The 23,367-nt window shown below is 71.3% G+C and carries 16 protein-coding genes and 1 pseudogene; 8 read left to right on the forward strand and 9 right to left on the reverse strand.

Features of this window, described 5'->3' with window-relative positions; translation table 11 throughout:
• Positions 1 to 103: 103 nt before the first annotated feature.
• Positions 104 to 1,462, reverse strand: a complete 1,359-nt coding sequence (locus tag IO33_RS0107460) for a (2,3-dihydroxybenzoyl)adenylate synthase (protein ID WP_245235728.1) — start codon at positions 1,460 to 1,462, stop codon at positions 104 to 106.
• Positions 1,463 to 2,475: 1,013 nt separating this feature from the next.
• Here IO33_RS0107460 and IO33_RS43945 point away from each other — a divergent pair.
• Positions 2,476 to 4,040: pseudogene (locus IO33_RS43945) on the forward strand (M4 family metallopeptidase).
• A 79-nt stretch (positions 4,041 to 4,119) separates the two neighbouring features.
• Here IO33_RS43945 and IO33_RS0107470 read toward each other — a convergent pair.
• The 3 genes from IO33_RS0107470 to IO33_RS0107480 are packed head-to-tail and all read right to left on the reverse strand — an operon-like array spanning position 4,120 to position 8,872.
• Complete coding sequence (locus IO33_RS0107470) at positions 4,120 to 5,481, reverse strand: MFS transporter (RefSeq protein WP_051926506.1); 1,362 nt, start codon at positions 5,479 to 5,481, stop codon at positions 4,120 to 4,122.
• Positions 5,482 to 5,489: 8 nt separating this feature from the next.
• The gene (locus tag IO33_RS0107475; protein ID WP_031161634.1) at positions 5,490 to 7,502 is read right to left on the reverse strand and encodes a PEP/pyruvate-binding domain-containing protein; all 2,013 of its coding nucleotides are present in this window, start codon (positions 7,500 to 7,502) and stop codon (positions 5,490 to 5,492) included.
• Positions 7,499 to 8,872 (reverse strand): ATP-grasp domain-containing protein, encoded by a 1,374-nt coding sequence (locus IO33_RS0107480; RefSeq protein ID WP_031161636.1) that lies wholly within the window; start codon positions 8,870 to 8,872, stop codon positions 7,499 to 7,501. The genes IO33_RS0107475 and IO33_RS0107480 overlap by 4 nt, the downstream gene beginning before the upstream one ends.
• 326 nt (positions 8,873 to 9,198) lie before the next feature.
• Here IO33_RS0107480 and IO33_RS0107485 point away from each other — a divergent pair, with 326 nt between their 5' ends.
• On the forward strand, positions 9,199 to 10,485 hold the full coding sequence (locus IO33_RS0107485) for a PAS domain-containing protein (RefSeq protein WP_031161639.1): 1,287 nt from the start codon (positions 9,199 to 9,201) through the stop codon (positions 10,483 to 10,485).
• A gap of 102 nt (positions 10,486 to 10,587) precedes the next feature.
• Here IO33_RS0107485 and IO33_RS0107490 read toward each other — a convergent pair whose 3' ends face one another.
• The gene (locus tag IO33_RS0107490; RefSeq protein WP_031161641.1) at positions 10,588 to 11,103 is read right to left on the reverse strand and encodes an AMIN-like domain-containing (lipo)protein; all 516 of its coding nucleotides are present in this window, start codon (positions 11,101 to 11,103) and stop codon (positions 10,588 to 10,590) included.
• Between the two features lie 131 nt (positions 11,104 to 11,234).
• Here IO33_RS0107490 and IO33_RS0107495 point away from each other — a divergent pair, with 131 nt between their 5' ends.
• Complete coding sequence (locus tag IO33_RS0107495) at positions 11,235 to 11,705, forward strand: hypothetical protein (RefSeq protein ID WP_031161643.1); 471 nt, start codon at positions 11,235 to 11,237, stop codon at positions 11,703 to 11,705.
• 135 nt (positions 11,706 to 11,840) lie between these two features.
• Here the strand turns inward: IO33_RS0107495 and IO33_RS43950 are convergent, their stop codons facing one another.
• Positions 11,841 to 12,215, reverse strand: coding sequence for a DUF4267 domain-containing protein (locus tag IO33_RS43950; protein ID WP_037685017.1), 375 nt, complete (start codon positions 12,213 to 12,215; stop codon positions 11,841 to 11,843).
• A 62-nt stretch (positions 12,216 to 12,277) separates the two neighbouring features.
• On the opposite strand from IO33_RS43950, the gene IO33_RS0107505 reads away from it, so the two are divergent.
• On the forward strand, positions 12,278 to 12,739 hold the full coding sequence (locus IO33_RS0107505) for a MarR family winged helix-turn-helix transcriptional regulator (protein ID WP_051926508.1): 462 nt from the start codon (positions 12,278 to 12,280) through the stop codon (positions 12,737 to 12,739).
• Between the two features lie 173 nt (positions 12,740 to 12,912).
• Here IO33_RS0107505 and IO33_RS0107510 read toward each other — a convergent pair whose 3' ends face one another.
• The gene (locus tag IO33_RS0107510) at positions 12,913 to 13,881 is read right to left on the reverse strand and encodes a DUF8017 domain-containing protein (protein WP_031161649.1); all 969 of its coding nucleotides are present in this window, start codon (positions 13,879 to 13,881) and stop codon (positions 12,913 to 12,915) included.
• 388 nt (positions 13,882 to 14,269) lie between these two features.
• On the opposite strand from IO33_RS0107510, the gene IO33_RS0107515 reads away from it, so the two are divergent.
• The 4 genes from IO33_RS0107515 (at position 14,270) to IO33_RS0107530 (ending at position 20,617) form a co-directional block, all read left to right on the forward strand.
• Positions 14,270 to 15,343: a radical SAM protein gene (locus tag IO33_RS0107515; RefSeq protein ID WP_051926510.1), complete on the forward strand. Its 1,074-nt coding sequence runs from the start codon at positions 14,270 to 14,272 to the stop codon at positions 15,341 to 15,343.
• 1 nt (position 15,344) lies between these two features.
• Positions 15,345 to 18,104 (forward strand): class IV lanthionine synthetase LanL, encoded by a 2,760-nt coding sequence (gene lanL, locus IO33_RS0107520; RefSeq protein ID WP_051926513.1) that lies wholly within the window; start codon positions 15,345 to 15,347, stop codon positions 18,102 to 18,104.
• A 19-nt stretch (positions 18,105 to 18,123) separates the two neighbouring features.
• On the forward strand, positions 18,124 to 18,225 hold the full coding sequence (locus tag IO33_RS51675; protein ID WP_191873955.1) for an ALQxL family class IV lanthipeptide: 102 nt from the start codon (positions 18,124 to 18,126) through the stop codon (positions 18,223 to 18,225).
• Positions 18,226 to 18,316: 91 nt separating this feature from the next.
• Positions 18,317 to 20,617 carry a M14 family zinc carboxypeptidase gene (locus IO33_RS0107530; protein WP_078963380.1) on the forward strand — a complete coding sequence of 767 codons (2,301 nt, stop codon included), beginning with the start codon at positions 18,317 to 18,319 and terminating at the stop codon, positions 20,615 to 20,617.
• Here the strand turns inward: IO33_RS0107530 and IO33_RS0107535 are convergent.
• The gene (locus IO33_RS0107535) at positions 20,584 to 21,279 is read right to left on the reverse strand and encodes a response regulator (protein ID WP_229854108.1); all 696 of its coding nucleotides are present in this window, start codon (positions 21,277 to 21,279) and stop codon (positions 20,584 to 20,586) included. The genes IO33_RS0107530 and IO33_RS0107535 overlap by 34 nt on opposite strands.
• The gene (locus tag IO33_RS45845) at positions 21,272 to 23,320 is read right to left on the reverse strand and encodes a GAF domain-containing sensor histidine kinase (RefSeq protein ID WP_157857816.1); all 2,049 of its coding nucleotides are present in this window, start codon (positions 23,318 to 23,320) and stop codon (positions 21,272 to 21,274) included. The genes IO33_RS0107535 and IO33_RS45845 overlap by 8 nt, the downstream gene beginning before the upstream one ends.
• Positions 23,321 to 23,367: the final 47 nt, after the last annotated feature.

A 23,367-nucleotide genomic window follows, 5' to 3' on the forward strand; every position in this document is an offset into this window, starting at 1 on the left:
CGTGGACCGCGCTGCGGAACTCGCAGGGTGTGCGGTGACGTTGCCGGCGATGATCGTGAAGGCGGGTGACGGGCCTTGCCGGTCACCGGCTGGATGCTTGTGGTCAGCTCGCGGCGGGGGCGTCGAGGCGGCCGGTCACGACCAGGTTGCCGTCCGGGGTGCGACGCGCGAGGTCGCCCGTGCGGAAGTAGCCGTCGGGGGTGAAGGCGCGTGCGTTGTGGTCGGGCGCCCGGTAGTGGCCCCGCGGGGTGTACGGGCCGCGGGTGAGGAGTTCGCCGGATTCCCCGTCGGGCACGTCCTTGCCGTCGGCGTCGACCACGCGGATCTCGTCGTCGGGCGAGAGCGGGCGGCCCCGCGTGGTCAGCATGGTCTCGTCCGGGTCGTCGAGCCGGGTGAGTGTGAGCAGTCCCTCGGCCATGCCGAAGACCTGCTGCAGGCGGCATCCCAGTTCCGGACCGACGCGTTCGGCGGTCGCCCGGTGCAAGGGCGCACCACCGACCTGGAGGAGACGCAGAGACCCCAAGTCGGCCTGGACCGTGGGAAGTACGTCGAGCCACGACTGGGTGACGGCGGGTTCCAGCGATGTGACGGTGACCCGCTCCCGGTCGATGACGGGAAGGCACTCGGCGGGTTCCTGGCCCTCGACCAGGACGACGGTGCCGCCCACGGAGAGGGTGCCGACGATGCCGGGACAGCCGAAGGCCAAGTTGAACGCGGCGGGCAGTGCGGCGAGATACACGTCGCTCTCGGTCAGTGACACCAGTTCGGCGGCGGCCCGCGCCTGGTAGGCGTAGTCGTTGTGGGTGCGCGGAACGAGCATGGGCGCGGTGGTCGAACGGCCGGAGAGCAGGAAGAAGGCCACCTGGTCGGCGCTCTGCGCGAGGGGCCCCTCGGGCGGGGCGTCGATGGAGCTCAGCGGGAAGTAGTGGCAGCCCGACGGGTCGGTCCTCAGACCGCCGTACGGGAACGAGGTGGCCGTCTCAAGGGTGAACACCCGCCGCAGGAAGGGTCCCTGGGCCGCGATGTCCGCGGCCATCGCCGTGTGGTCGAAACCCTGGTACGTCGACGGACCGACGTAGCCGGCGGCCTCGGTGACCCGCGCGACATGGGACACCTCGGGCGCGCGGAGTGGGACCGGGCAGAACACGGGGACCGCGCCGGCGCGCATGAGCGCGAACGCGGTGATGACGAACTCGGGAACGTTCGGCAGCTGGACGACGACCCGTTGCCCGGGTCGAAGGCCGCGCAACCGGAATCCGGCGGCCATGCGGTCCACGCGCCGGTTCAGGTTCGCGTACGTGATCCGGGTCTCGGCGTGCACGAGCGCGGTCCGCGGTCCGTACTGCAGGGCCCAGCCGCGCAGCAGGTGGTCCAGCGTGATGCCGCGCCAGTGCCCGACCGCCCAGTAGCGGTCGGCGAACTCCTCGGGCCAGGGCGTGCAGCCGTCGAGCATGGAGACCATCTGCTTCTTTCCCCTTTCCCAACGCCCGGGGGCAACCTCGCCGCCCTGACCTGGGCCATCCCAGCTGTCAACTCCTCCGGGCGCAATGTGCCTTCCCGACCAGGCACGCCGGACGCCCTCGGCAGAACGTCCAACGAGCGCCGCTGACCAGGGGGGACGCTCACAGCGCGCCCAGCCCTCATTCCCGGTCCACGGGGACGGCCCGGGTCTGCCTCACTCGGTGTGTGCTCTGCTGGTGAAGGCGGGGTGGGGGAGTTGTCGTATCTGGTCCACGCGCGTAGCGGATGCTGCTCGGGCTGGGGTTTTCTCATAGGTGTATCTCCAACCCCCCACATTCCATGGAGACTTCATGCACAGCGCCGCTTTCGGGCTGCCCGCCACCGCTCTGCCCCTGATCAGAGCAGGTGCCGTTCCTTTCCCCGGTGAGCCTCCCGCGCCCCCTGGCAGGGACGGCCGCCCGCGCTGAGCCGGCCGGCCGTCTCGCTGTGGGACCGCCGCATGCGAGGAGCGGTGACTCCCACGACTCCGGTCCGCGACGACACCACTGTCCCGATGTCACCGAGGCCGCCGTCGAGCACATGGTCTCTCCGTGAGGTGTGGCGCTCCGGTGTCGAAACCCGGTCCGCGGGTCGGTGCGGGCCGACGGTGAGAAGTCGGCCATGTCGTTCCTGCTCGACACCTGTACCGGCTGCCCGCCCCAGAGGGTGTGTGCAGCCGCCCAGCCCTTCAGCCGTGCCGGTCGGTGCGCGGAATCGGGCGGCCCGCGAGTGACACATCACGTCACACCAGGCCGACCGCCGAGGGGAGTTCTCCCATGCCGCGGCACGGTATGTGCGCGGCCTCGGTCCTCGTTCGCGGATTGGCGGTTTGTCGTCAACATCACCTTGAAGTTGATGACATGAGCATGTCATTCATGGCAGTCTCTCTCCCACCGCCGCACGAGCACGACAACGTCCACAACTGTCCCGGTCGGCCCCATACCGGCCGGACATTCCCCCCACAAAGGAGCTTGTGTGACCTCCCGTTACACACATCACCGGCGTACGGCACTGGCCGCGGCCACTGCCGTCGCCGCAGCCGCGGCACTCATGAGCACCACGCTCACCACCACGGCCACCGCCCAGCCCGCCGACGGCGCCTCCCGGCTGACCGCGGCTCCGGTCACGCTGTCGGCCGCTGCCCGAACGGGTCTGATCCAGAAGGCGCAGGCCGGCGCCGCCGCGACCGCGCAGCAGATAGGCCTGGGGGCCAAGGAGAAGCTGGTCGTCAAGGACGTCGTCAAGGACGCCGACGGCACCGTCCACACCCGCTACGAGCGCACCTACGCGAGGACCGAGGGTGTGACCAGAGCGACCAAGGCGGCCATCAAGGTTGCCTCGCTCAAGCCGCGGTTCGCCGCCGCCCAGGCCGAGAAGCAGGCTCTGGGCCTGGCAAGGACGGCGGGTTCGGCGAAGACAGCCGCGGACCAGGCTCCGCGCAAGATCATATGGGCCGTGAGCGGCAAGCCCGTGCTCGCCTACGAGACGGTCGTCGGCGGTCTGCAGGACGACGGCACCCCGAACCAGCTGCACGTCATCACCGACGCGGCCACCGGCAAGAAGCTCTTCCAGACACCCAGTACAGCGGCAAGGTGGACCTGACGACGGCGCAGTCCGGGTCGTCGTACTCCCTGACCGATGCCTCGCGTGGTGGCCACAAGACCTACAACCTCGACCACGCGACCTCCGGTACCGGCACGCTGTTCTCGCAGTCCAGCGACACCTGGGGCGACGGAAAGGTCTCGAACGCGGCGACCGCCGCCGCCGATGCCGCCTACGGCGCGCAGGAGACCTGGGACTTCTACAAGAAGACCTTCGGCCGCAGCGGCATCAAGAACGACGGTGTCGGCGCCTACTCGCGGGTCCACTACGGCAACTCGTACGTGAACGCGTTCTGGGACGACAGCTGCTTCTGCATGACCTACGGCGACGGTGAGGGCAACAACGACCCGCTGACCGCGCTCGATGTCGCCGGGCACGAGATGAGCCACGGCGTCACCGCCAACACCGCGGGCCTGGAGTACACCGGTGAGTCCGGCGGCCTGAACGAGGCGACCAGCGACATCTTCGGCACCGGCGTGGAGTTCTACGCCGACAACAGCTCCGACCCCGGCGACTACCTCATCGGCGAGAAGATCAACATCAACGGCGACGGCAAGCCGCTGCGCTACATGGACAAGCCCAGCAAGGACGGCGGCTCCGCCGACTACTGGTCCTCCAGTGTGGGCGGCCTGGACGTGCACAACTCGTCCGGCGTCGCCAACCACTTCTTCTACCTGCTGTCGGAGGGCAGCGGCGCGAAGACGATCAACGGCGTGAGCTACGACTCGCCCACCAAGGACGGCTCCAAGGTCACCGGCATCGGCAGGGACAAGGCGCTGCAGATCTGGTACAAGGCGCTGACCACGTACTTCACTTCGACGACCGACTACAAGGGCGCCCGCACCGGCACCCTCAAGGCGGCGTCCGACCTCTACGGCGCCTCCAGCACCGAGTACAAGACGGTCGAGGCGGCCTGGTCCGCGGTCGATGTGAGCTGACCCACCGCAGGCCAGGGGCGGCAGCCGGGACTCGTCCCGGCTGCCGCCCCGAGCCGTGCCGAAGCGGACACCCCCCGGATCAGGGGTGCGGCGCCACGCCCTCGTCGACGGGCAGTGCGACGGGCTCCTCCGCCGGCCGTGTGCCCGCTGCGGTGGAGGCCGCGCCGGCACCGCGTGTTCCACGCGTCCCCCGTGCGGGGGCTCGCGGGCTGATGCGGTGCAGGACCAGATGAAGGACCGGTATCAGCACGCAGGTGACGGCGGCGGACTGCCACAGCAGTGCGTCGAGCCGGCCCGCCGCCAGATACGCGCCCGCGGCGATGGCGGCCACCGCACACACACCACGGTCCACGATGCTCTCGACCGACAGCAGCGTGGCACGCGGCGCCCCCTTCGGGATGGCGTCGTTGATGAGCTTGCGCTGTACGGGATAGCCGAACCCGGTGATCGCGGCGAACACGCACAACAGCCCGACCACGGCCCAGGGACCGCCGACGGTGGTGCCCGCGAGTGCGGCGGCGAGCAGGACGCTCAGCAGCGACACCCAGGCCGCGGGCGACAGCCGCGGGCTCAGCCACTGGGGCCGGGCGGAGGCCACCGCCTCGGCGACCGTCATCGCCGCGAGGACACCGCCGTGGGTGCTCTCCGCGATGCCGTGCCGGAGGAGCACCGGCTGGAACAGGTTGACCTGGCAGATCCGCGACAGCGTGAAGACCGCCACGCCCTGCACCATGAGCAGGGCCAGCCACGGTGACGACCGAAGCGTGCGCAGGGCGGCCCGCATGTCACGCAGCAGGGCTCCGCCCCGCCGCCGGGGAGCGCCCCGCCCGTCGCCCGTACCAGCAGCGGCGATCCGGGGCAGGGCGAGTGCGCAGCCGAGAGAGCCGGCCGCGCTCGCCGCGCTGAGCACGTACGGGGACTGCGGGGCCACGGACATCAGCGGTCCGACGAGCGGCCAGCAGACGACCTTGGCGGCGAGCCCGAGGGCACGCGCCGTCCCCTCAGCCCTGAGGTAGTGGGCGTCCGCTCCTTCGGCGCGCAGCCCGTCGTACAGGCAGGCGCTCGCCGCGCCCGACGTCAGGGAGCGACCGGCGGCGATCGCGAGGAAGTGCACGAGGAAGCCCGTGTACGAGGGGGCCAGTACCGGCACCAGGTTCGCCGCCGTCATGACCACCGCACCCGCGCGCAGGCAGTTGCGGGCACCGACGCGGTCGGCGACGACTCCCGTCGGCACCTCGAACAGGCAGAAGGCGACGTAGTAGATGCTCTGGATGCCGAAGATCTGGCCGTCCGACAGGCCCGCGGCACGCTGGTAGGCGTAGAACACGGGCATCCACCACAACAGGTTGAACAGCAGCTGGAACCCGTTGTTCAGACGGATGATGCGGCGGGCGGCCGGGGTCATCGCCGGATCCGGAGAGCGGGTCCACAGCGAGGACATGGCGCGCCTCACCGGGCGTAGGGACGGATCTGGACCAGATGGAACGCCCCCTCAGCGGTCATGAGCCACTCGATGTCCAGGGCGTCGTCGGGATCGGCCGCACTGAAGTGGGACTGCAACAGGCGCCCGGCCAGCGCCAGTTCCCCCAGCGACGTGCGCGTGTCCGCCGGGAGGTCCTCGCCCGCCGAGCCGACGTCCACTGTGCGCCCGCCGCCCTCGACCGTGTTGTACAGGTACTGGTGGGGCAGGACCCTGCCGTCGACCACCCGCTCGGGCGAACCGGTCGTGCAGTTGAGGTACACGTTGCGGAAGTCCTCGCGCCGGGTCGGATTGCAGGTGACCAGCACACCTCCGAGTCCGGCCGGCACATACTCCTGGATGATCACTCCCATGTAGGTGTCGTCCAGCACGATGCCGGCCTCGTGCCGCAGACGCACGCTGCGCGGCGACAGCAGCGAAGTCCACACCTGCCGTACGGCGTCCATCAACTGCTCCTCGCCGCGTACCGTCGTCACCGAGTCGTAGATCCCGGCCGCCGAGAATCCCGGCAGGTCCTCGGCGTTGGAGGACGAGCGCACGACGAGACGACGCCCGTCGGCCAGCAGACCCGGCACCGCGCCGGTGACGGCCCGGGCCACCTCGTCGGGGATCGGCGTGCTGTGCATCAGCCGCTGCAGGTCCAGACACAGCGAGTCGATCACGTCGAGCGCCTCCAGCTCAAGCGCCATCTTCAGCTTTCCGATGCCCTGCTGGAGCGCGGACGACGAGGTCAGGAAGAGATGGTGCAGGCGGAACGGGAGCGCCACCCCCTCGGGCGCCCGGACGGTGTCCGCCACGCGTTCGGCCGCCGCGGCCTGCAGCCGTTCCACGGGTGCTCCCGGCTCCCCGAGCCGTAAGGCCAGATGGGTGAGCAGATCGGGCCGCGGCGGCCGCGGACGCGCGTAGAACGCGGTCAGGTCCGCCGTGCGGCTGTCCAGGACGTGGTGCAGTTCGCCGAGGTTGGCGGCCTTGGTGCCGTAGCTGTCGCGGTCGGAGCGCCGCAGCCGGTGCAGCGCCATGACCGGCGCCTCGTCGAGCAGGGGCGCGTCCATGCGGATGCGCTGCTGGTGCCAGACCGGCCTTTCCAGTACCGGGGCGCTGGACAGCCTCTCCAGGGTGACGGCGTCCTCGCACACCCGGTAGCGCACCCAGGCGCCATCCAGTCCCTCTCGCCGCACCAGAGCGTCCAGGTCACGGACGATGGCGTTCGGGATGCCCCAGCCCGAGGCCAGGACGTTGGTGTGCGAAAGCGGCGTGGTGGGCGCCGTGTTGATGAACCCGGCCACCCGGGGTATGTCATCGGGCAGGCAGGACATCGCGACGATGTCCGCCCAGCCGGGCTGTGCGGCGGCGCCGCGGTACTCCTCCGGACTGCGGAAGTAGCGCAGCCGGCCTTCGGCGACCCCCGGATTGAGGCAGGTCCGGATCCGGTTGCCGAACAGCTCCTGGCTGAGGATGCGCGGTACGCGTGCCTCGCTGACCGAGGCGAGTTCGTGCTCCTGACCGTGGTTCGCCGGTTTCAGCAGCAGCGGCAGGCGCCCGTCCACCCTCGTGCGGACGTAGTGGTAGAACTCCTCCAGCAACGCGGCGTGCATGGTGTCCGCCTCGGTCGTCTCCAGGACCAGGAAGGGCCGCTCGGAGCCGTCTGTGTCCTCGTCGCTGTGCAGGGACAGCACCCCGAGCAGGAAGCGGCGGTCAGGCGCCATGTACACGGAGGCGTTGAACGCGTCGAGTTCCGTGTCGAGTTCGTCCGGCCTCATACCGAGGATGCGCGTGGCGATGTAGTCGACGTGGAAGGGGTGCACCCGGGTGTCGAGCAGATGCCAGGTGTCCTCGGCCCTGTCCACCACGACCTTCAGGTACGGGTGTCCGGCGAGCACGCCGGACAGCGCGCGGAACAACGGCAGCGACAAGTTGCCGCCGACGACGGTACGATCGCCCGCCACGTCGGGGACCCCGGCTGCGCGCGGTGCGTGTGTCATGGCCGGGCCCCCTCGGTGACGTCCGTCGGCAGGATGCGCGGCAGCGCGTCGACCAGGGCGGTGAAGTCACGGACGACGGACTGCGGCTGGTCCGCCGACAACAGGCACAGCCCCGCCATGGTGTTGGCCCCGGCGGCGGGGTCGTAGACCGGCACGGGGCACCCGTCCGGCAGGGAGCTCTCACGGACGACGGACAGCGTGCTGCCGGCACCGACCGGCGCCGAACGGACGACCGCCGAGGAGTCCCATCGATGGCGGCGGGGCCAGGGGCTGCCGTCGGCCTGCACGGCGAGGACCACCAGCGATCCGGCCGCGCCGGTCGCGTCCTCGGGCGTCAACGCCCGTGCGGGCCAGCCGGGTGAGCCGCCGAGCAGCTGGTCGGTGAACATACCGGCCACATCCAGGCCGAAGACCTCCTCGATCTGCGGCACCGTCATCGCCCCGCCGAACCGTGCGGCCGTCTCGATGACCCACATACGGCCCTCCCCGCCCAGCTTGATCTCCGTGTGGGTGCCGCAGTTCTCCAGCCCCAGGGCGTCCACGGCGCGCCGGGCGAGGTCCACGATGGTGCGCTGGGCCTCGCCCTGCACGGCGGCCGGGGTGATGCCGGCGCGCTCGGTGAAGGGCGCCACGGTCGGCATCCGCCCGCTCAGGCAGACCGGGCGGAAGACGCCGTCGACGACCGCACCCTCGACGCTGACGTAGTCACCCCAGCCGGGGCCGTCGAACCACTCCTCGGCGCAACCGCTGACGATCTCCTCGACGATGAAGTCCTCCGAGGCGCCGGGAACGTGCAGTTCCGCGAATCCGAGCAGCGCGGACTCGGCCATCACCGCGCGCGACCGCTGCCAGGCGTCGAGGGCGTCCCCGGGCCGCTCGATGATCTGGTGTGCGGTCGAGCCGGCGCTCCAGGCCGCCTTCAAAAGGAGTGGGCATGACAACTCGATGGTCGCCTGCTCCAGTTCGGCGGCGCTGGTGACGGCGCGGAACCGCGGCTGCGGTATGCCGCGACGCTCCCACGCGGCCCGCATCAGGCGTTTGTCCCGGGCGAGGGCGGCGGCAGGCCCGGCGCCCTTCAGGCCGAGCCGCCGCGAGGCCTCGGCGACCGCGACCACCGCGTACTCCGAAAAGGTCAGGACGGCGTCCGCCCCCACCTCCCGGGCTCGGGTGGTGATGAGGTCGACCAGGTCATCACCGGGTGCGTCGAGGGCGGCGACGACCGATGCGCACAGCCTCGCCGCGTCATGCGCCACGGGGGCGGGCAGTTCGCTGAGGGCCAGTAGGTGCACCGCGGACCTCGCGGCCACCCGCGTCAGTGCATGACCCACCGGGGGCCCGCCCTTGGCATGCACGTACAGCACCTTGCTCACGGAACTCCAACTCCTTTGATGTCATCGGACGGGCCGGGGTCGCTGCCCGTCCGTGGTCCGCGGCTGCGTCAGTACATCGACCACCGTCACGCCGTCTCCCTCAAGCGAACCAGCACCGTCCCGCCTCCAAGACGCCGAGATCCGCGAACCACTCAGGCAAATGCCTTACTGCTCCCGCCGGTTGACGCCATGGGCAGGTCCGGCCGTGCGCTAGCCCCGCCGGCGCGGCAGCGCAGCGACTGCCCCCTCGCATGCCCCATCCGCTACGGGATACGCATGAGGTATCACCCAAAGTGATGTTGGTGCAGGGTTGAAGGAGTTGGACCGTGGACGAGGCTGATTTCAAGGCACTGCTCGCGCCCCTCGCGGTGTCCTGGTGGGAAGCCGACAGCGGCATGAGCGTGGTCGACAGCGGGGGTGCCGCGTTCGACGACCAGCACACCACCCGCCGCTTCCTCGACGCCCTCCTCGCGGACGGGGGCGGCGTGTCCGGAGCACCCGGCTACGGCCCCTACCGCACGTGCTTCGAAGGCCGGACCTTCGATGTGCACTGGCCCGACGTCGGGGACGGACCGGGCCGGCACGGGAGCAGAGGCGTGGCGATCGAGGTGGACGACCGGCCGGAAGACGACCCTTACGCCACGTTCGCCGACCTGGCCCCGGCCGCGGCCTTCGTGCGCGACGCCGCAGGCCGCTACGTATGGGCCAACCACGCCTATGCCCACCTGTACGGCACCACACGCGACGCCGTGATCGGCCGCCACCTCGCCGAAGTCGACGAAGCCGGTGACATCACCCGGTTCCTCGCCCTGGACCAGGAGGTCCTCACCCGTGACCGGCCCGTACGGCACAGCCTCACCTACCGGCGCGTCGACGGGTGCCCCGGGCACGCGGCGGGCTACCGCTTCCCCGTCCGCTGGGGCGCGGCACGCTGCGTCGCGGGCATCTACGTCGACGTCACCGACTACACCCGGGTGCTGGACCAACGACACCAGGCCGAGGCCGACTTACAGGCCCTGCGCGACCACAGCGGACTGCTGTGCCTGCGGCTGACCCCGGACGGACGGGTGAGCGAGGCCGGTACCGCGGTCGCCGATGTCCTGCGCGTCCGCCTCTCGGACCTGATAGGCCTGCCCGCCGACACTCTGCTCGCGGAGACCCCCGAACGGAGCACGCTGCACCGGATCTGGGACGACCTGATCGGCGGCCGGCGCCGGAGTGCCCGCACCTGTGCGGTACTCGTCGACCAGGAGGGCTGGCAGCGCCGGGTCAGCCTCCATCTGAGCACGGTGTGCGGCAGGACCCGCGGTGTGTCCGGCGTCTGGGTCGTAGGCACCCACCTCGGCCTGCGCCACCAGCACCGTCCGGACCTCACAGCGGCCCAGGTGCGCATCCTCGCCCTGCTGGCGGCCGGGCACAGCAACGCGGACATCGCGGCGACGCTGCACCTCTCACGGCAGACCCTGGACTACCACCTCAGCCGGCTGCGCGTTCTCCTCGACGCAGCGACCCGTCCGGCGCTGGTCGCCCGAGCCTATGTGCTCGGCATCCTCTCATCGGGGACCTGGCCGCCCCGGTCCTCGACGGCGGTGAACCCTTCGAGCCCGGTCTGAAGGACCGGCCGGGACGCGTGCGGGCCCGTGGACGAGCGCACCGGACGGCGGTGTGGTCGCGCTCCCGGTGTACCTCGAACGCGACCACGACCGACGCTGGGATCAGGGACAACGGTTGGCGTGCCGGACGTCCAGGACGAAACGCCCGGGGGAGTGGAGCCTGAAGGTGTGGTAGTCGGGCTTGGCGTGGAAGGCGGCCCCGAAGCCGACCACGCCCTCGAAGTCACCGGTCAGGGCGAGGCCCCTGAGCTGGGGAAGACGGATCTTCGCCAGCCGGGGTCCTTGATAGACCGGCTTTCCCGCCGTGTTGTGCGCGGCGGCTGGAGACAGCCTGATCTGGAGGAAGTGCTCGCCGGGAAGGGGGACCCGCTTCCCGGAGGGGTCGTAGCGCAGTTCCTTGACCGGGTTCACGGTGACGGAGGGCAGGGCGCCCCGGACGTCGATGACGAGCCGGTCGAAGGTGCAGTGCCCGCCCCACCGGGCGTCGACGACGAGCGTGGTCGCCGGGGCCTGCCCGGTGCCCCCGGTCCGGGCGGCGGCCGAGGCGGGAATCGTGGCACAGGCGGCGGTGAGAAGGAGGCCGGCGGCGACGACCGCACGGCGAGAGGGATGTTGCATGTCGCCCCCCGATCTTTCTGTAAGGGGACAGTACTTTCACCATGGGGGACACCTGGCCGAGCCGCATGGTTGCATCGCCGTCTGTTCCTGCAGGCACCACCGCGGGTCGGGATCCCTATAGGGTGACTCTCATGCGATGGGGGGATCGTCCGGTATGGGTCCGGTGTGTGGCGGCGGCGTACGTGATCGGGTTCCTTGAAGGGACAGGCTGGCACGCGTACTGTCTGGTGGCCGGCGGCCTGCATGCCTACAGCTACGCGCCCCTGCTCATCCAACTGCTCTTCCACGCGCTCCTGCTGCTGGATCCGCTGGTCGCCCTGTTGATCGTTCGGGCCCGCCCGGGTGGACCGCTGCTCGCTGCCCCGGTGATGCTCGCGGACCTGGTCGGCAACTGGGGCACCGGATGGAGAGCCGTGCTGGCGCATCCTGCGGCATACCTACGGCCGGTCGGGCTGCTGCCGATCACCCTCTTCGGCATCTTCGTGCTGCTCACGGCCTTTCCACTGCGTCGCGCCCTGACGCCCGGCGGTGACGCCGCCCGCAGCCCACGGCGCCGACGCCCGACTGCCGAGCGGCGGCAGGGCCAGGACCTGCCTCTTTGAGGGAAAGGCCGATGTCAAGGCCTGGGTCCTCGGTAGCTCTGCCGAGGGCAGGGCGGCCAGGGGAGCGGCTATCTCCTATGGCGCCCAGACGACGAACGAACCTGCGACGCCGTCTCACGCGTCGCTGACGCTCGCTCAAGCCCCCTTGGCGTAGGACCAGGCCGTCGCGAGATGAAGGAAGGCGAGGAGGCCGGCGGAGACGGCCATGCCCTTGTTGCGCTGCTGTACACCGATCGCGGAGTCGCCCAGCTGGGCCAGGCCGGCGATGGCGAGAACGGGGGCGACGGCAGATGGGTCGCCCATGGCGAACAGGGCGAGGGTGACGGCGGCGAGGGGGATCGCCCGGGCTCCGTAGGCGTTCGCGTAGAGATGCGTGCCCCCGTTGACGGCCGTGCCTGCGGGCAGTGCGAGGCCGGGACTGATCATTCCGGCGACGCAGAAGCCGGCCGAGGCGAGGGAGGCGAGACTGTTGGCGGCGATGAGGAGGATCTGGGCGGTGGACGAGCTCATAGTTTCATCTCCCCATGAATCATTCTGATCGTGAATGGTTTTGAGAGGCTATCATTCTCGGCATGAGCGAAGCTATGGGTGCGACGGCCGGCGATGCCTCGGGCCTGACCTCGACCGTGGTGTTCAGGCTGGGCACTCTCGGCACGGTGGTCACCGACCGGTTCACACGGGAGATCGAGGGGCTGGGCCTCAAACCCAAGCACGTCGGCCTGATGGCCGCGCTCGGTCATGCTGCCGTGGCGTCCCAGCAGGAACTGGCTGCGCGCATGGGCGTCGCGCCGAGTCTGATGGTGTCGCTGGCCGACCACCTGGAGGATCTCGGCGCGGTTCAGCGGGTCCGGGATCCGCGGGACCGCCGACGGCAGGTGCTGACACTCACCGAGGAGGGGCAACGCCTGCTGGACCGCTGCGCGTCCATGGCGCGGACCCTGGACGAGGAGGTCATGGCCGGGCTGACGGAGAAGCAACGGAAGGCGCTGGCCGAGGCGCTGCACGTGATGGCGAACCGCGCCGGCCTGCCGTAGAGGAGGAGGGGCGCCCGCTTCGGTGGGACGGGTTCAGCGGATGCGCACGCAGGCCAACGTCAAGGAGAGGGCGCGCCCGGCTGTTGTCCGGCCCGCGGCGCAGACCCCCCCGTGCTCCAGGTGAAGCGCGTGTTCGGCTTCGGCCGGAGGCCTCCCGCGCCTGGCACCTGGCCTCAGGAGTCGGACGGCGCCTTGTAGAGCCGTACCGTGCCGGCGATCTTCCGTACGGTCGCGTCCGGGACCTCGGCGGGCACGTTCTTGGCGCCGAAGAACGACCAGGAGACGAGATCTCCCGCACTGTTCTTGAAGGCGAAGGTCCATGCCTTGCCGTCCGTGGTGCACTTCTTCGACTTCTTCACACCCACGGACCACGCGGTGCCAAGAGTGCCCTTGAGGCCCGAGTTGGTGGTGAACGCCTCGACGGTGCCGGTCTTCGCCTTCGACCTGTCCGGCTGGGTGTACCCGCCGTACACCCAGGTCTTGGGGTCGGAACCGGCTATCTCCCGGGTGCTCCGGTAACCGTTGTTGCCCCTCGTGCCCACCTGGGCCAGGGGTGTGTCCTGCAGCGTGCCGTTCCGGTCGTCATCCGAGGAGCACCACTTCTTCTGGAGCATCGCGACGTTGCGTATCGCGATGAGCGGCTTGTCGTTCGGATCGCCGTCCTTGGAGACATAGGTGACCCAGTCGGCCGACTGGATCTCCCATCGGGGCGGGATGTCGAAGGCGATTCCCTGGGTCGGATTCGTCACGACCTGCCAGCCCTTGATCGTGGCGGTCCGGGTGTCGGCTCCCCTGGGGTTGGCGGAACTCTGCGAAGGCGACGCGGTGTCGGTCGGCTTCGGGGCGGGATCGTCCCGCTTGTTCCCCCCGAGCACGAGGAATCCGGTGACGCCGGCCGCGAGCACGACGGCCGCCGCGGTGATGACGGCGACGAGTCCGCCCCGGTTCCGGCGGCCGCCCGCCGGCGGCGGCACGGGTGCCTGGCCGCCGGGCTGGGTGGGCAACTGCCAGGGCTGAGGCTGCCCGTAGGAGTTCGGCTGGAACGGGCCGGGGCCAGGCTGCTGGTACGGGTTCGACTGGTGTCCGACCGGGGGCTGCTGCGGATTCTGCCCGCCCCCCGACGACTGCTCTCCTGGCCACATGGGCCGATACGATACGGCACGCTTTCAGACAGCAAACTCCGGGCTTGCCGGCGCTGGCCCACCGCGCCTCATGGCGACGTCACCCGCCCGAGACCGCTGCTCTGGCGGCTCGCTCGTTCGCGAAATCACCGATCACGGAGCACGAGCCGGTCATGCGCCGTCGGCGTGGCTCAACCTGCGCCGGGCGTGACTGCGGGGCTTCAGCGTCGGCGGACTGAGGCGGCCCACGCTCGACATGGAGGGCATACGCCCGCTTGACGCGGCCGGTGCCACACCTCGCAAGCCGGCCGGCCGACGGTGACCGGCGACCGCAAGACGGGCCTAAGGCCACCGACAGACCCCCGGCCAGGATGGTGCCAAGGCAGGAACAGCAACGCCGGAGGCGACGATGGACCGAACGGCACAGACGGGTGACGGTCCCCGGGATGTCATCTGGGACATCACCTACGCGTGCCCGCTGCGGTGTACGCACTGCTACTCCGAGTCGGGCCGGCGCCCCACCCGGCAGGCGGACCGTGACCGGATGCTGCGGATCACCGACGCGATCGTCGCGCTGCGCCCCGGCGTGGTGTCGCTCGGCGGCGGCGAGCCGCTGATGGTGCCCTGGATCGACGAGGTCGCCCGACGGTTCACCGACAGCGGCATCAAGGTGCTCCTCTACACAGGGGGCTGGCCGGTCACCCGGGCCATGGTGGAACGGCTCGCGGACGTGTGCTACCGCTTCGTGGTCAGCCTCGACGGACCGAACGCCGAGGTGCACGACGCGATCCGGGGCAGGGCGGGATCGTTCGACCGGGCCCTGCGCACGCTGGAACTGCTGGACGAGGTCTCCCGTGCGCGCCGTGGACAAGGGCTGAAACCGCTTCAGTTCGGCACCGAGTGCGTCGTCGTGCGCAGCAACGCCGACCACCTCGACGCGTTCTGCACCCGGATCGCCCCGCGCTTCCCCGAGATGCGGATCCTGTCGTTCCAGGCGGTGATTCCCGCCGGGCTCGCCAGCCGGCCCGGATTCGTCGAGCGGGAACTGCCGGACGACGAGCAGGTGCGCCGGCTGGGCAGTGAGCAGGAGCGGACGCGTCTGGCCGCTCTCGCGCCGCCGGGCGTGCTGGTGCTCACCTCGGACAACCTCGAACTGCGGATGGCTCCCGACCAGGTGGCGCGTGGGCTGGGCTTCCAGGTCATCCAGGTGGAGCCGGACGGCGAGGTGCGGGCGATGCCCGTGTACGAGGGCACGGTCGGCAACGTCCTCGATGAGCCGGTGGACGTGCTCTGGCGGCGGGCTCTGCAGCGGTGGGACGACCCGTTCGTGGCCCGCACGCTGTCCGCGGTCCGCACCATGGCCGACTGGGCGGAAGCGGTACGGCTCATGGACCACCGCTTCGGAACGGACGCCGACCGCGCCCGCTTCGCTCGCCGCCCCGACCTGACCGTGCGTCCCGTCGGCTCGAACGGAGGCAGGTGACATGAACCAGGACACGGTGCTGTTCGACGTCGTCACAGCGGTGCTCGCACGCGCCGGGGACGGTGACGCGGGCCCTCTCGGCGGGTGGCGGGTACGGGCCGGGGACTTCTGGTGCTACGTCTCCCCGCCGCGCGAGCCACAACAGGCACAGGGCTGGAAGCTGCACATCTCGGCGACGCCGCTGTCGGCCCCCGTCGTGCTGTCGCGTGCCGCCGAGGTGCTGGTACGCCGTGGCTGCCGGTTCAAGTTCGCCGGGACCCTTGAGCGTGCGGGCGAACTGATCTCCCGGCACTACGAGCGCGGCGGCGGCGGGAAGTTCCTCACCGTCTACCCGGAAGGCGACGACGACTGGCTGCGGGACCTGGCCGGCGAGCTGCACCGGACAACCCTGGGGCTGCCCGGGCCGGGCATCCTGTCCGACCGTCCGTGCTTCCCGCACAGCCTGGTGCACTACCGGTACGGCGTCTTCAGCGGGGTGAGCACGCTGGACGGCGACGGGATGCGCGCCGCGATGCTCATCGCCCCGGACGGTACGCTCGTCCGCGACAGCCGCCGGCCCTGGTTCGCTCCGCCGCCGTGGGCCCCGCGCGATCCGTTCGCGCCCGAACGGGGCACCGAACCGCCCGAGCCCGCGCCGGTGCTGCTCCACGGGCGGTTCCTGGTGCGCGCGGTGATCCGGCACGCCTACGCCGGAGGTGTCTACCGGGCCGTGGACCAGGACACCGGGGGCGCGGTCGTCATCAAGCAGGCGCGCCGTCACGCGGCGGCCACGCTCGCCGGGGGTGACGCCCGCGATCTGCGGCGTCACGAGGCGAGGATGCTGGAGGACTTCGCCGACAGCGGCTTCACCCCGCGCCCGGTGGCCCTCTTCGAGCAACAGGGCGACCTGTTCCTGGTCCAGGAGGCCGTCGCCGGTGTCACACTGCGCCGCTGGGTGCTCGACCGGCTGGTCCTCGACGACGGCGACGCATGGGGACCCGACCCTGACGAGGCGCTCGCCACGGCCCGCCGGCTGGCCGAGATGATGCGTGCGGTTCACCACAGGGGCTGGGTCCTGCGGGACTTCAACCCCAACAACGTGATGGTCACCGACGAGGGAATCCTGCGGCTGGTCGACCTGGAGACGCTCGCCCGGCCGGGAGAACCCGTGCTGCGCGTCCACACCCCGGGGTACGCGGCGGCCGAGCAGGTGAACGCGGCACGCATCGATCTCGCGCCCGGGATCGAGTCCGACCTGTACAGCCTCGGCGCCACCCTGTTCTATCTGGCCACCGGAGTCGATCCGCTCCTCGCCCCCGGTGACGGCGGCGTCGGCGCGGAGAAGGAGCGGCTGGGCTCCTGGCTGGGACGGTTGTCGGAGGGCAACCCGGCCGCGCGTCGCCTCGCCCCGCTCGTACGGTCGTTGCTGGACGACGACCCCGCGGCACGTCCCGCCCTGGACGAGGTGCTGCACCGGTTGCGCGAGGCGGACGCCGCACGGGCGCCGTCCGGTCCGGCTCCGGTGTCACGGTCCATCGGGGAGGGCGAGCTCAAGCAGCTCGTCACGGACGGTCTCGATCATCTGCTCGCCACCATGGACCCACGGCGCTCCGACCGGTTGTGGCCCTCCGGCCCCGTCGGCACCGCGTCGGACCCGTTCAACGTCCAGCACGGCGCCGCAGGAGTGCTCGGCGTCCTGGTCCACGCCCATCGGCTCGAACCGCAGCCGGCCCTGGGTGCGGCGGTGCGCGCGGCGGCGGACTGGATCAGCGGGCTGGTGGGGCGCGAACCGCGTCGTCTGCCGGGGCTTTTCTACGGGCGGTCCGGTACCGCCTGGGCGCTGCTGGACGCGGCCGGGCTGCTGGAGGACACGTCGCTGCTGGCACACGCCATGGACCTGGCGGAGGGGACGCCGCTGGAGGGACCCGTGCCGGATGTCTGCCACGGTGTGGCCGGGGCCGGGCTGACCCAGCTGCGGTTCTGGGAGGCCACCGGGGAGCCGCGGTTCCTGGACCGGGCGCGGCGGGCGGCCGACGCGGTGGCGGCCATGGCGCTGCGCCGGGACGGGCTGTTGCTGTGGCCCATTCCCCGGGAGGTTCTGACAGGCTCCGACGACCTCGCCCACTACGGGTTCGCGCACGGCGTGGCGGGGGTCGGCGCCTTTCTCCTGGCGGCCGCACGGGCCACCGGCACGGCCGCGTACGCCGAGCTGGCCGTCGAGGCCTCCCGCACGCTGCTGGGCGTGGCCGAGGCGGAGGACGGGGCGGCGTACTGGCGGACCGGGGAGCCGGGCAGCCCGCGCAAGACCCACTGGTGCAGCGGCTCCTCGGGGGCGGCCACGTTCCTGCTGCACGCCTGGCAGGAGACCGGCGACGAGGGTCTTCTGACGGTGGCACGGCAGGCGGCCGTGGCCGTGCGCCGCACCCGCTGGCACGAAGGGCCCACCCAGTGCCACGGCCTCGCCGGCGACGGCGAGTTCCTGCTCGACCTCGCTCAGGCCACCGGTGACGGCACATACCGGGGCTGGGCCGAGGAGCTCGCGGCGGGCATCCATGCCCGCCATGTCGTACGGGACGGGCGCATGGTCGTCCCCGACGACACGGGCACGGCCGTGTGGGCCGACTTCAACACCGGGCTCTCCGGAGTGGTCGCCTTCCTGACGCGCCTCGCGCACGGCGGCCCGCGGATGTGGCTGCCGCGGTCGCTGACGGCAGCCGGACCCGAGGACTCCGGTGCGGAGGCGGCCCATGCCGCTCCCGCACCGGCCGACCACCCGCGATGACGAAAGGAGGTGAATGGCAATGGAGTTCGACGTGAACGCCCTGCAGGTTCTGGAGCAGGAGGAGCCCGAGAGCGGCGCCTGGCCCGAGCCGACGCGGTGCTCGTGCTGCAGCACCTTCTGACGGCTGCGGCCGGCAACCAGGTCACCGCCCTCGCTCCGACGGGGGCGGTGACCGACCCACACCACCGACCAGGCACCGGGAAGGGCACACCATGCGGACACGCCGGGCCCACGGCAGGGCACTGAGGCCGCTCTTCGCCGCCCCGGCGGGGGCCGTCGTCCTGGCCGCACTGCTGGCACCGCCGCCCACGCCGGCGTCCGGACCTTCCTCCCTTGACCGTGCCGTGCTCTCCACCGACCGGGCCGTGCCCCGCCCCTGTCACTCGGCCGTCCTTGGCCCGGGCGCCCCGGGAGTCTCGGTGCGCGAGGTGACGTCGCCGGCGGACGGTGTGCTGCGGGCGCGGCTGACACCACGGGGCGACGCGACCGGAGACTGGGACCTGGCCGTGTTCGACAAGGCCGGCGGGACCCTGGTCGACGCCTCCTCCGGGCCGCACAGCCGGGAGCTGGCCGAGGGCACCGTCACCCGAGGGCAGCGGCTGGTGGTGCAGGGCTGCCGCTATTCCGGACGGGCCCGTACGGTGTCGCTGGATGTCGAGGTCGTGCCCGGGCAGGGGCAGCCCGCCCCCGCTCGCCCTGCTGCCACCCCGCCGACGCCCCCCTCCGCGCTGCCCTCCGGCCGCACCGCGTATCGGCAACTGTACGACTATCAGTACGAGTTGAAGGAGCTCGCCCGTACCCATCCATCCCTGGTCACGTCGATCACACTGCCCTACCTCACCGCCGAGGGACGGGAGGTGTCCGGGGTGGAAGTGGCCACCGACCCGGCCCGGACCGAGGACGGCAAGCCGGTGATGCTCACCCTCGGCCTGCATCACGCCTCCGAGTGGCCCAGCGGGGAGATCGCCATGGAGTGGGCGTACGAGCTGACCTCCGGCTACCGCACCGATCCGCGGATCCGTGCGCTGGTACGCCGGACCCGCAGCGTCATCGTGCCGGTGGTCGACCCCGACGGCTTCGCCGTCTCCCGCACAGCGTCACCCAAGGGCGACTTCTCCCGCTTCGACTACGAGGACAAGCGCAAGAACTGCGAGGCCGGGGACTCGCCGCCGGAGTACCGCACGGGGCCGTGCTCCGCCAACCCGGCCGGCCGGATGCGCGGAGTGGACCTCAACCGCAACTACGCGGGCTTCTGGGGCGGTGCGGGGGCCTCCCCCCTGTGGGACGACGACCACTACCGCGGCTCGGCGCCCTTCTCCGAGCCCGAGACCCGCAATGTGCGCTCCCTCGTCTCCACCCGGCAGGTCACGGACCTGGTGACCCTGCACACCTATGGCGACCTCGTGGTGCGCCCGCCGGGTTCCAACGACACCCAGCCGCCGCTGGACGAACCGGCGTACCGGGCCCTGAGCGACCGGCTGGCCTCCCACAACGGCTACCGCAGCATCCCGGCGCGGGAGTTGTACGAGGCGACCGGGATGACGGAGGACTGGTCGTACTGGGCCACCGGAGGGTTCGGCCTGACCCTGGAGATCGGCCCGCGAACAGCCCATCCTCCCTACGCTGAGGGGGTGGTGGCCGAGTACAACGGTACGGCGCCGGCGGCCGGGGCGGGCAAGGGGGGCAACCGCGCGGCGCTGCTGGAGATGCTCGCCGACACCGCCGACCCGGCGACGCACGCCACAGTGACGGGAACGGCGCCGCGCGGATACCGGCTGCGGCTGCACAAGTCCTTCCGGACCCCCACCTCACCGGTCCGGCGGCCGGACGGTTCGCAGGGGCCGCCGCTCGAGGTGGCCGACACGCTCGATTCGAGGCTGCTCGCCCCGGGCGGGCGGTTCACCTGGTCGGTCAACCCCTCCACCCGGCCCTACGTGGCAGGGCGGTACGGAAGGGAGCCGCAGGCCCCCGTCCAGCCGGCCCTCCCCCTCGCCCACCCGTCCGCGCTGCCACCGGTGAACACCGACTACCCCACGAACCCGGCGGCGGACCGGGTCCCCTTCACCGTGGAAGGACCGCCACGGGCCGACAACGGCAGAATGACCGTGTCGGTCAACTGGCGGTCCCGGCAGACCGAATGGGACCTGTACGTCCTGGACCCCGCCGGGAAGACGGTGGGCGAGTCGGTGGTGGGCGACACCGACTCCCAGCAGGTCGTCATGTTCGACCCGCCGCCCGGCCGGTACACGGCCGTGGTGGTCGACTTCCAGCAGGCCGACCCCGCCACCCCGGACGCCTGGACGGGCCGGGTCGACTTCCGGTCACCGCTGCCCACCGTCCACGGCCCCACCGAGGCGTACACCCTGACCTGTGCGGACCGGGCCGTACACCGCGTGGGGAGCACCGAGGTCACCGTCGGCCGGGGACAGCGGGTCGATGTCGGGCAGGTGTGCGGGAGCGGCGGCCGGCGGGCGGACCGTCAGGGTGCCGGTTCGGGGCCGTACCGCAGGTAGGTGAGCACCGCGGTCACGCGGCGGTGCAACTGGGTCTCCTCCGCCAGGCCCAGCTTGGCGAAGGTGGAGTTGACGTGCTTCTCGATGGTCGACTCCGACAGTGACAGGGACTCCGCGATGGACCGGTTGTTCTTGCCCTGGGCCATGTGCCGCAACACATCGAGCTCCCGGCGTGTCAGCTGCGACAACGGCGCGTCCGTGGTGCGGGTGAGACTGCCCACCAGGACCTCCACGATACGCGGGTCGATCACAGAACGTCCGGCGGCGACCTCCCGCAGGGCCCGTAGCAGCTCCTCCAGCTCGCCGATGCGTTCCTTGAGCAGGTAGGCCAGCCCGTCGGTGCCGTGCTGGAACAGCGCGAAGGCGTACTGCTCGTTGGCGTGCTGCGACAGGACGACCACGCCGATGCCGGGGTGAGCGGCGCGGATGGCGTGGGCGGCGGTGATGCCCTCGGTGTGGTGGTCGGGAGGCATCCGGATGTCGGCGATCACGGCGTCGGGACGGAACCGGTGCACCGCGTCCAGCAGTTCGTCCGCCGTGCCGACGGCCGCGACCACGACGACCTCGCCGGTGTCCTCCAACAGGCGTCGGGTGCCCTCGCGCACCAGGTAGTGGTCCTCGGCGATGACCACGCGCATCCTGCCGGACATCGGTTCAGACATCGGTGGTCTCCCGTCGCGTCTCGGTGATACGTGCCCGCAGAGTGGTCCCGTCACCGGGCCGGCTGATGATGGACAGTTCGCCGCCGACCGCCTCGATCCGGTCCCGCATCCCGGTGAGTCCCGAGCCCGGTCCGGTCGTCGGGCACAGCCCCACCCCGTCGTCGCTCACGTCCAGCAGCAGCGATCCGCCGGCGCGCCCGATCCGCACCGTCACGCGGCCCGCCCGGGCATGCTTGAGGACATTGGTGAACGCCTCCGACACCAGGAAGAACGCCGCCTCCTCGATGTCGGGCGTGAAGCGCGCCGGACGCACGGACGGCTCGATCTCGACCGTCACCGGGATCGGCAGCCTGCGGGCCCGGGACATCACGGCCGCCGCCAGGCCCTGGTCGGTCAGCACGGGGGGATGAATGCCGTGGGCGAGCTCGCGCAGCCCGTCGATGACCCGGCAGGCGTCGTCCTGCAGTTCGGTGAGGGTGGTGTACACCGTGTCGCCGTTGCGGCACAGCTGGTTGCGGGCGAGCCGCAGCTTCGCCACGAGAGCGACGAGTTCCTGCTGGATCCCGTCGTGGAGCTGGCGTTCGATCCTGCGTCTTTCGGTGTCCTGGGCCTGCACGAGGCGCGTGCGGGAGGCGTTGAGCTCGCTGGCCTGACGCTGCACCTCCTCGATACGGATGGAGAGTTCGGCGTTCAGCCGTGCGTTGTGCACCGCGAGTGCCGCCTGCCGGGCCAGGGTCTCCACGAGGTCACGGTCCTCGGGGGTGAACCGGCCCTCGTCCTTGGGCCCGTACTCGATGAAGCCGAGAGCGTCGTCGCCGTAGCAGAGCCCCACCCTGGTGCGTGACGAGCCCGCACCGTCGGGCAGCACACCCGCCGTCCCGCCGGCAGAGGGCAGCCGGCCGGGCCCTGAGGTGCCCAACTCGACGCGCACCCAGCGCAGATCCAGCCACTCCTGCAGGCTGACCGCGAGCTGAGGTGCCAGCAGCGTCAGGTCGTAGGCGTGCTCAAGGGTCGTGCCGAACTGCACCAGCAGTTCGAAGTTGGAGGGGCGCACCCCGAACACACGTCGCGCGGCCAGCCGGTTGGCCTGTCGGCGCAGGGGCTGGCACAGCATCGTCACGCTCACGGCCACCAGGACCGCCGCGCTGATGGGCAGGTACTGGCTCGCGGTGAGCCCGAGGGCGGTGACCATGCCCAGGTACCATCCGCCGATGATGGTCCAGAGCAGTCCGTAGACGGTGGAGCGCCGGGCGGTGAAGTCCAGCCCCGGCAACCGGTGCTGGAACGCCCCGTACACCAGACCCGCCGAGACCACGACGTAGGGCAACGCGCCCAGGGCGCAGCCGATGAAGTACGCCGGCCCGTCGTCTCCCTGCCACATCCGGAACAGCCTCATGGAGCCGCGTCCGGCGAACAGGGCGAAGGCCGCCGCCGCGACCGTCCGCCACCGGCCCGCGTTCCGGGCGCCGGGCCGCCGTGCGTCCAGCACCGACCGCACCAGCATCAGACCCGCCCCCACCGCGGGCATCCACGCCTCCGGCTGGACCAGCAGCCGCAGCCGCAGCCACAGGGGCATCGGCACCAGCATCACCACGAGGGGAGCGGCGAGCAGCAGCCACAGAGACCGCAGCGCGACGCGTTCGTAGGGGTGGTGCTCGCGTCCGTCCGGCAGCAGCGCGAGCAGTCGGGCGACCATGACGGCCGCCACCACGTCGACCATCCGTGCCAGCACCAGCAGCGGCCAGCTGACGGCCGGCCCCGGGACCCAGCCGGCAGCGGAGCCGAGGAACGCCACGGTGAACCGCACCACCAGCCCCAGGGCCGCCCACGACCCGACCGCCAGCAACCGTCGCGCGACCGGATGCCCCGGGGCCTTCCAGCACAGCGACAGCCCCGCCAGATAACACGGCAGCACCGCGCCCAGAGCCCAGGGAAGCGTCCGCGAGGCCGCGAGCCCGGCCCCGAGCGCAACGGCGTAGAGCAGCCCCAGTCCACCGCTGACCGCCAGGACACGCATGCCCCGTGCGTCCTCAACCGCCATGGATCAAGTGTCGCTTGACCGTTTTGCGCTGTACAGCACGCATGCCT

The organism is Streptomyces durhamensis, from assembly GCF_000725475.1.
Classification (GTDB): domain Bacteria; phylum Actinomycetota; class Actinomycetes; order Streptomycetales; family Streptomycetaceae; genus Streptomyces; species Streptomyces filipinensis.

Excerpts from the sequence above, each read along its gene's own strand:
- IO33_RS0107460 (WP_245235728.1), bottom strand. The coding sequence starts at position 1,462 with ATGGTCTCCATGCTCGACGGCTGCACGCCCTGGCCCGAGGAGTTCGCC.
- IO33_RS0107470 (WP_051926506.1), bottom strand. The coding sequence starts at position 5,481 with ATGTCCTCGCTGTGGACCCGCTCTCCGGATCCGGCGATGACCCCGGCC.
- IO33_RS0107475 (WP_031161634.1), bottom strand. The coding sequence starts at position 7,502 with ATGACACACGCACCGCGCGCAGCCGGGGTCCCCGACGTGGCGGGCGAT.
- IO33_RS0107490 (WP_031161641.1), bottom strand. The coding sequence starts at position 11,103 with ATGCAACATCCCTCTCGCCGTGCGGTCGTCGCCGCCGGCCTCCTTCTC.
- IO33_RS0107495 (WP_031161643.1), top strand. The coding sequence starts at position 11,235 with ATGCGATGGGGGGATCGTCCGGTATGGGTCCGGTGTGTGGCGGCGGCG.
- IO33_RS43950 (WP_037685017.1), bottom strand. The coding sequence starts at position 12,215 with ATGAGCTCGTCCACCGCCCAGATCCTCCTCATCGCCGCCAACAGTCTC.
- IO33_RS0107505 (WP_051926508.1), top strand. The coding sequence starts at position 12,278 with ATGAGCGAAGCTATGGGTGCGACGGCCGGCGATGCCTCGGGCCTGACC.
- IO33_RS0107510 (WP_031161649.1), bottom strand. The coding sequence starts at position 13,881 with ATGTGGCCAGGAGAGCAGTCGTCGGGGGGCGGGCAGAATCCGCAGCAG.
- IO33_RS0107515 (WP_051926510.1), top strand. The coding sequence starts at position 14,270 with ATGGACCGAACGGCACAGACGGGTGACGGTCCCCGGGATGTCATCTGG.
- lanL (WP_051926513.1), top strand. The coding sequence starts at position 15,345 with ATGAACCAGGACACGGTGCTGTTCGACGTCGTCACAGCGGTGCTCGCA.
- IO33_RS51675 (WP_191873955.1), top strand. The coding sequence starts at position 18,124 with ATGGAGTTCGACGTGAACGCCCTGCAGGTTCTGGAGCAGGAGGAGCCC.
- IO33_RS0107530 (WP_078963380.1), top strand. The coding sequence starts at position 18,317 with ATGCGGACACGCCGGGCCCACGGCAGGGCACTGAGGCCGCTCTTCGCC.
- IO33_RS0107535 (WP_229854108.1), bottom strand. The coding sequence starts at position 21,279 with ATGTCTGAACCGATGTCCGGCAGGATGCGCGTGGTCATCGCCGAGGAC.
- IO33_RS45845 (WP_157857816.1), bottom strand. The coding sequence starts at position 23,320 with ATGGCGGTTGAGGACGCACGGGGCATGCGTGTCCTGGCGGTCAGCGGT.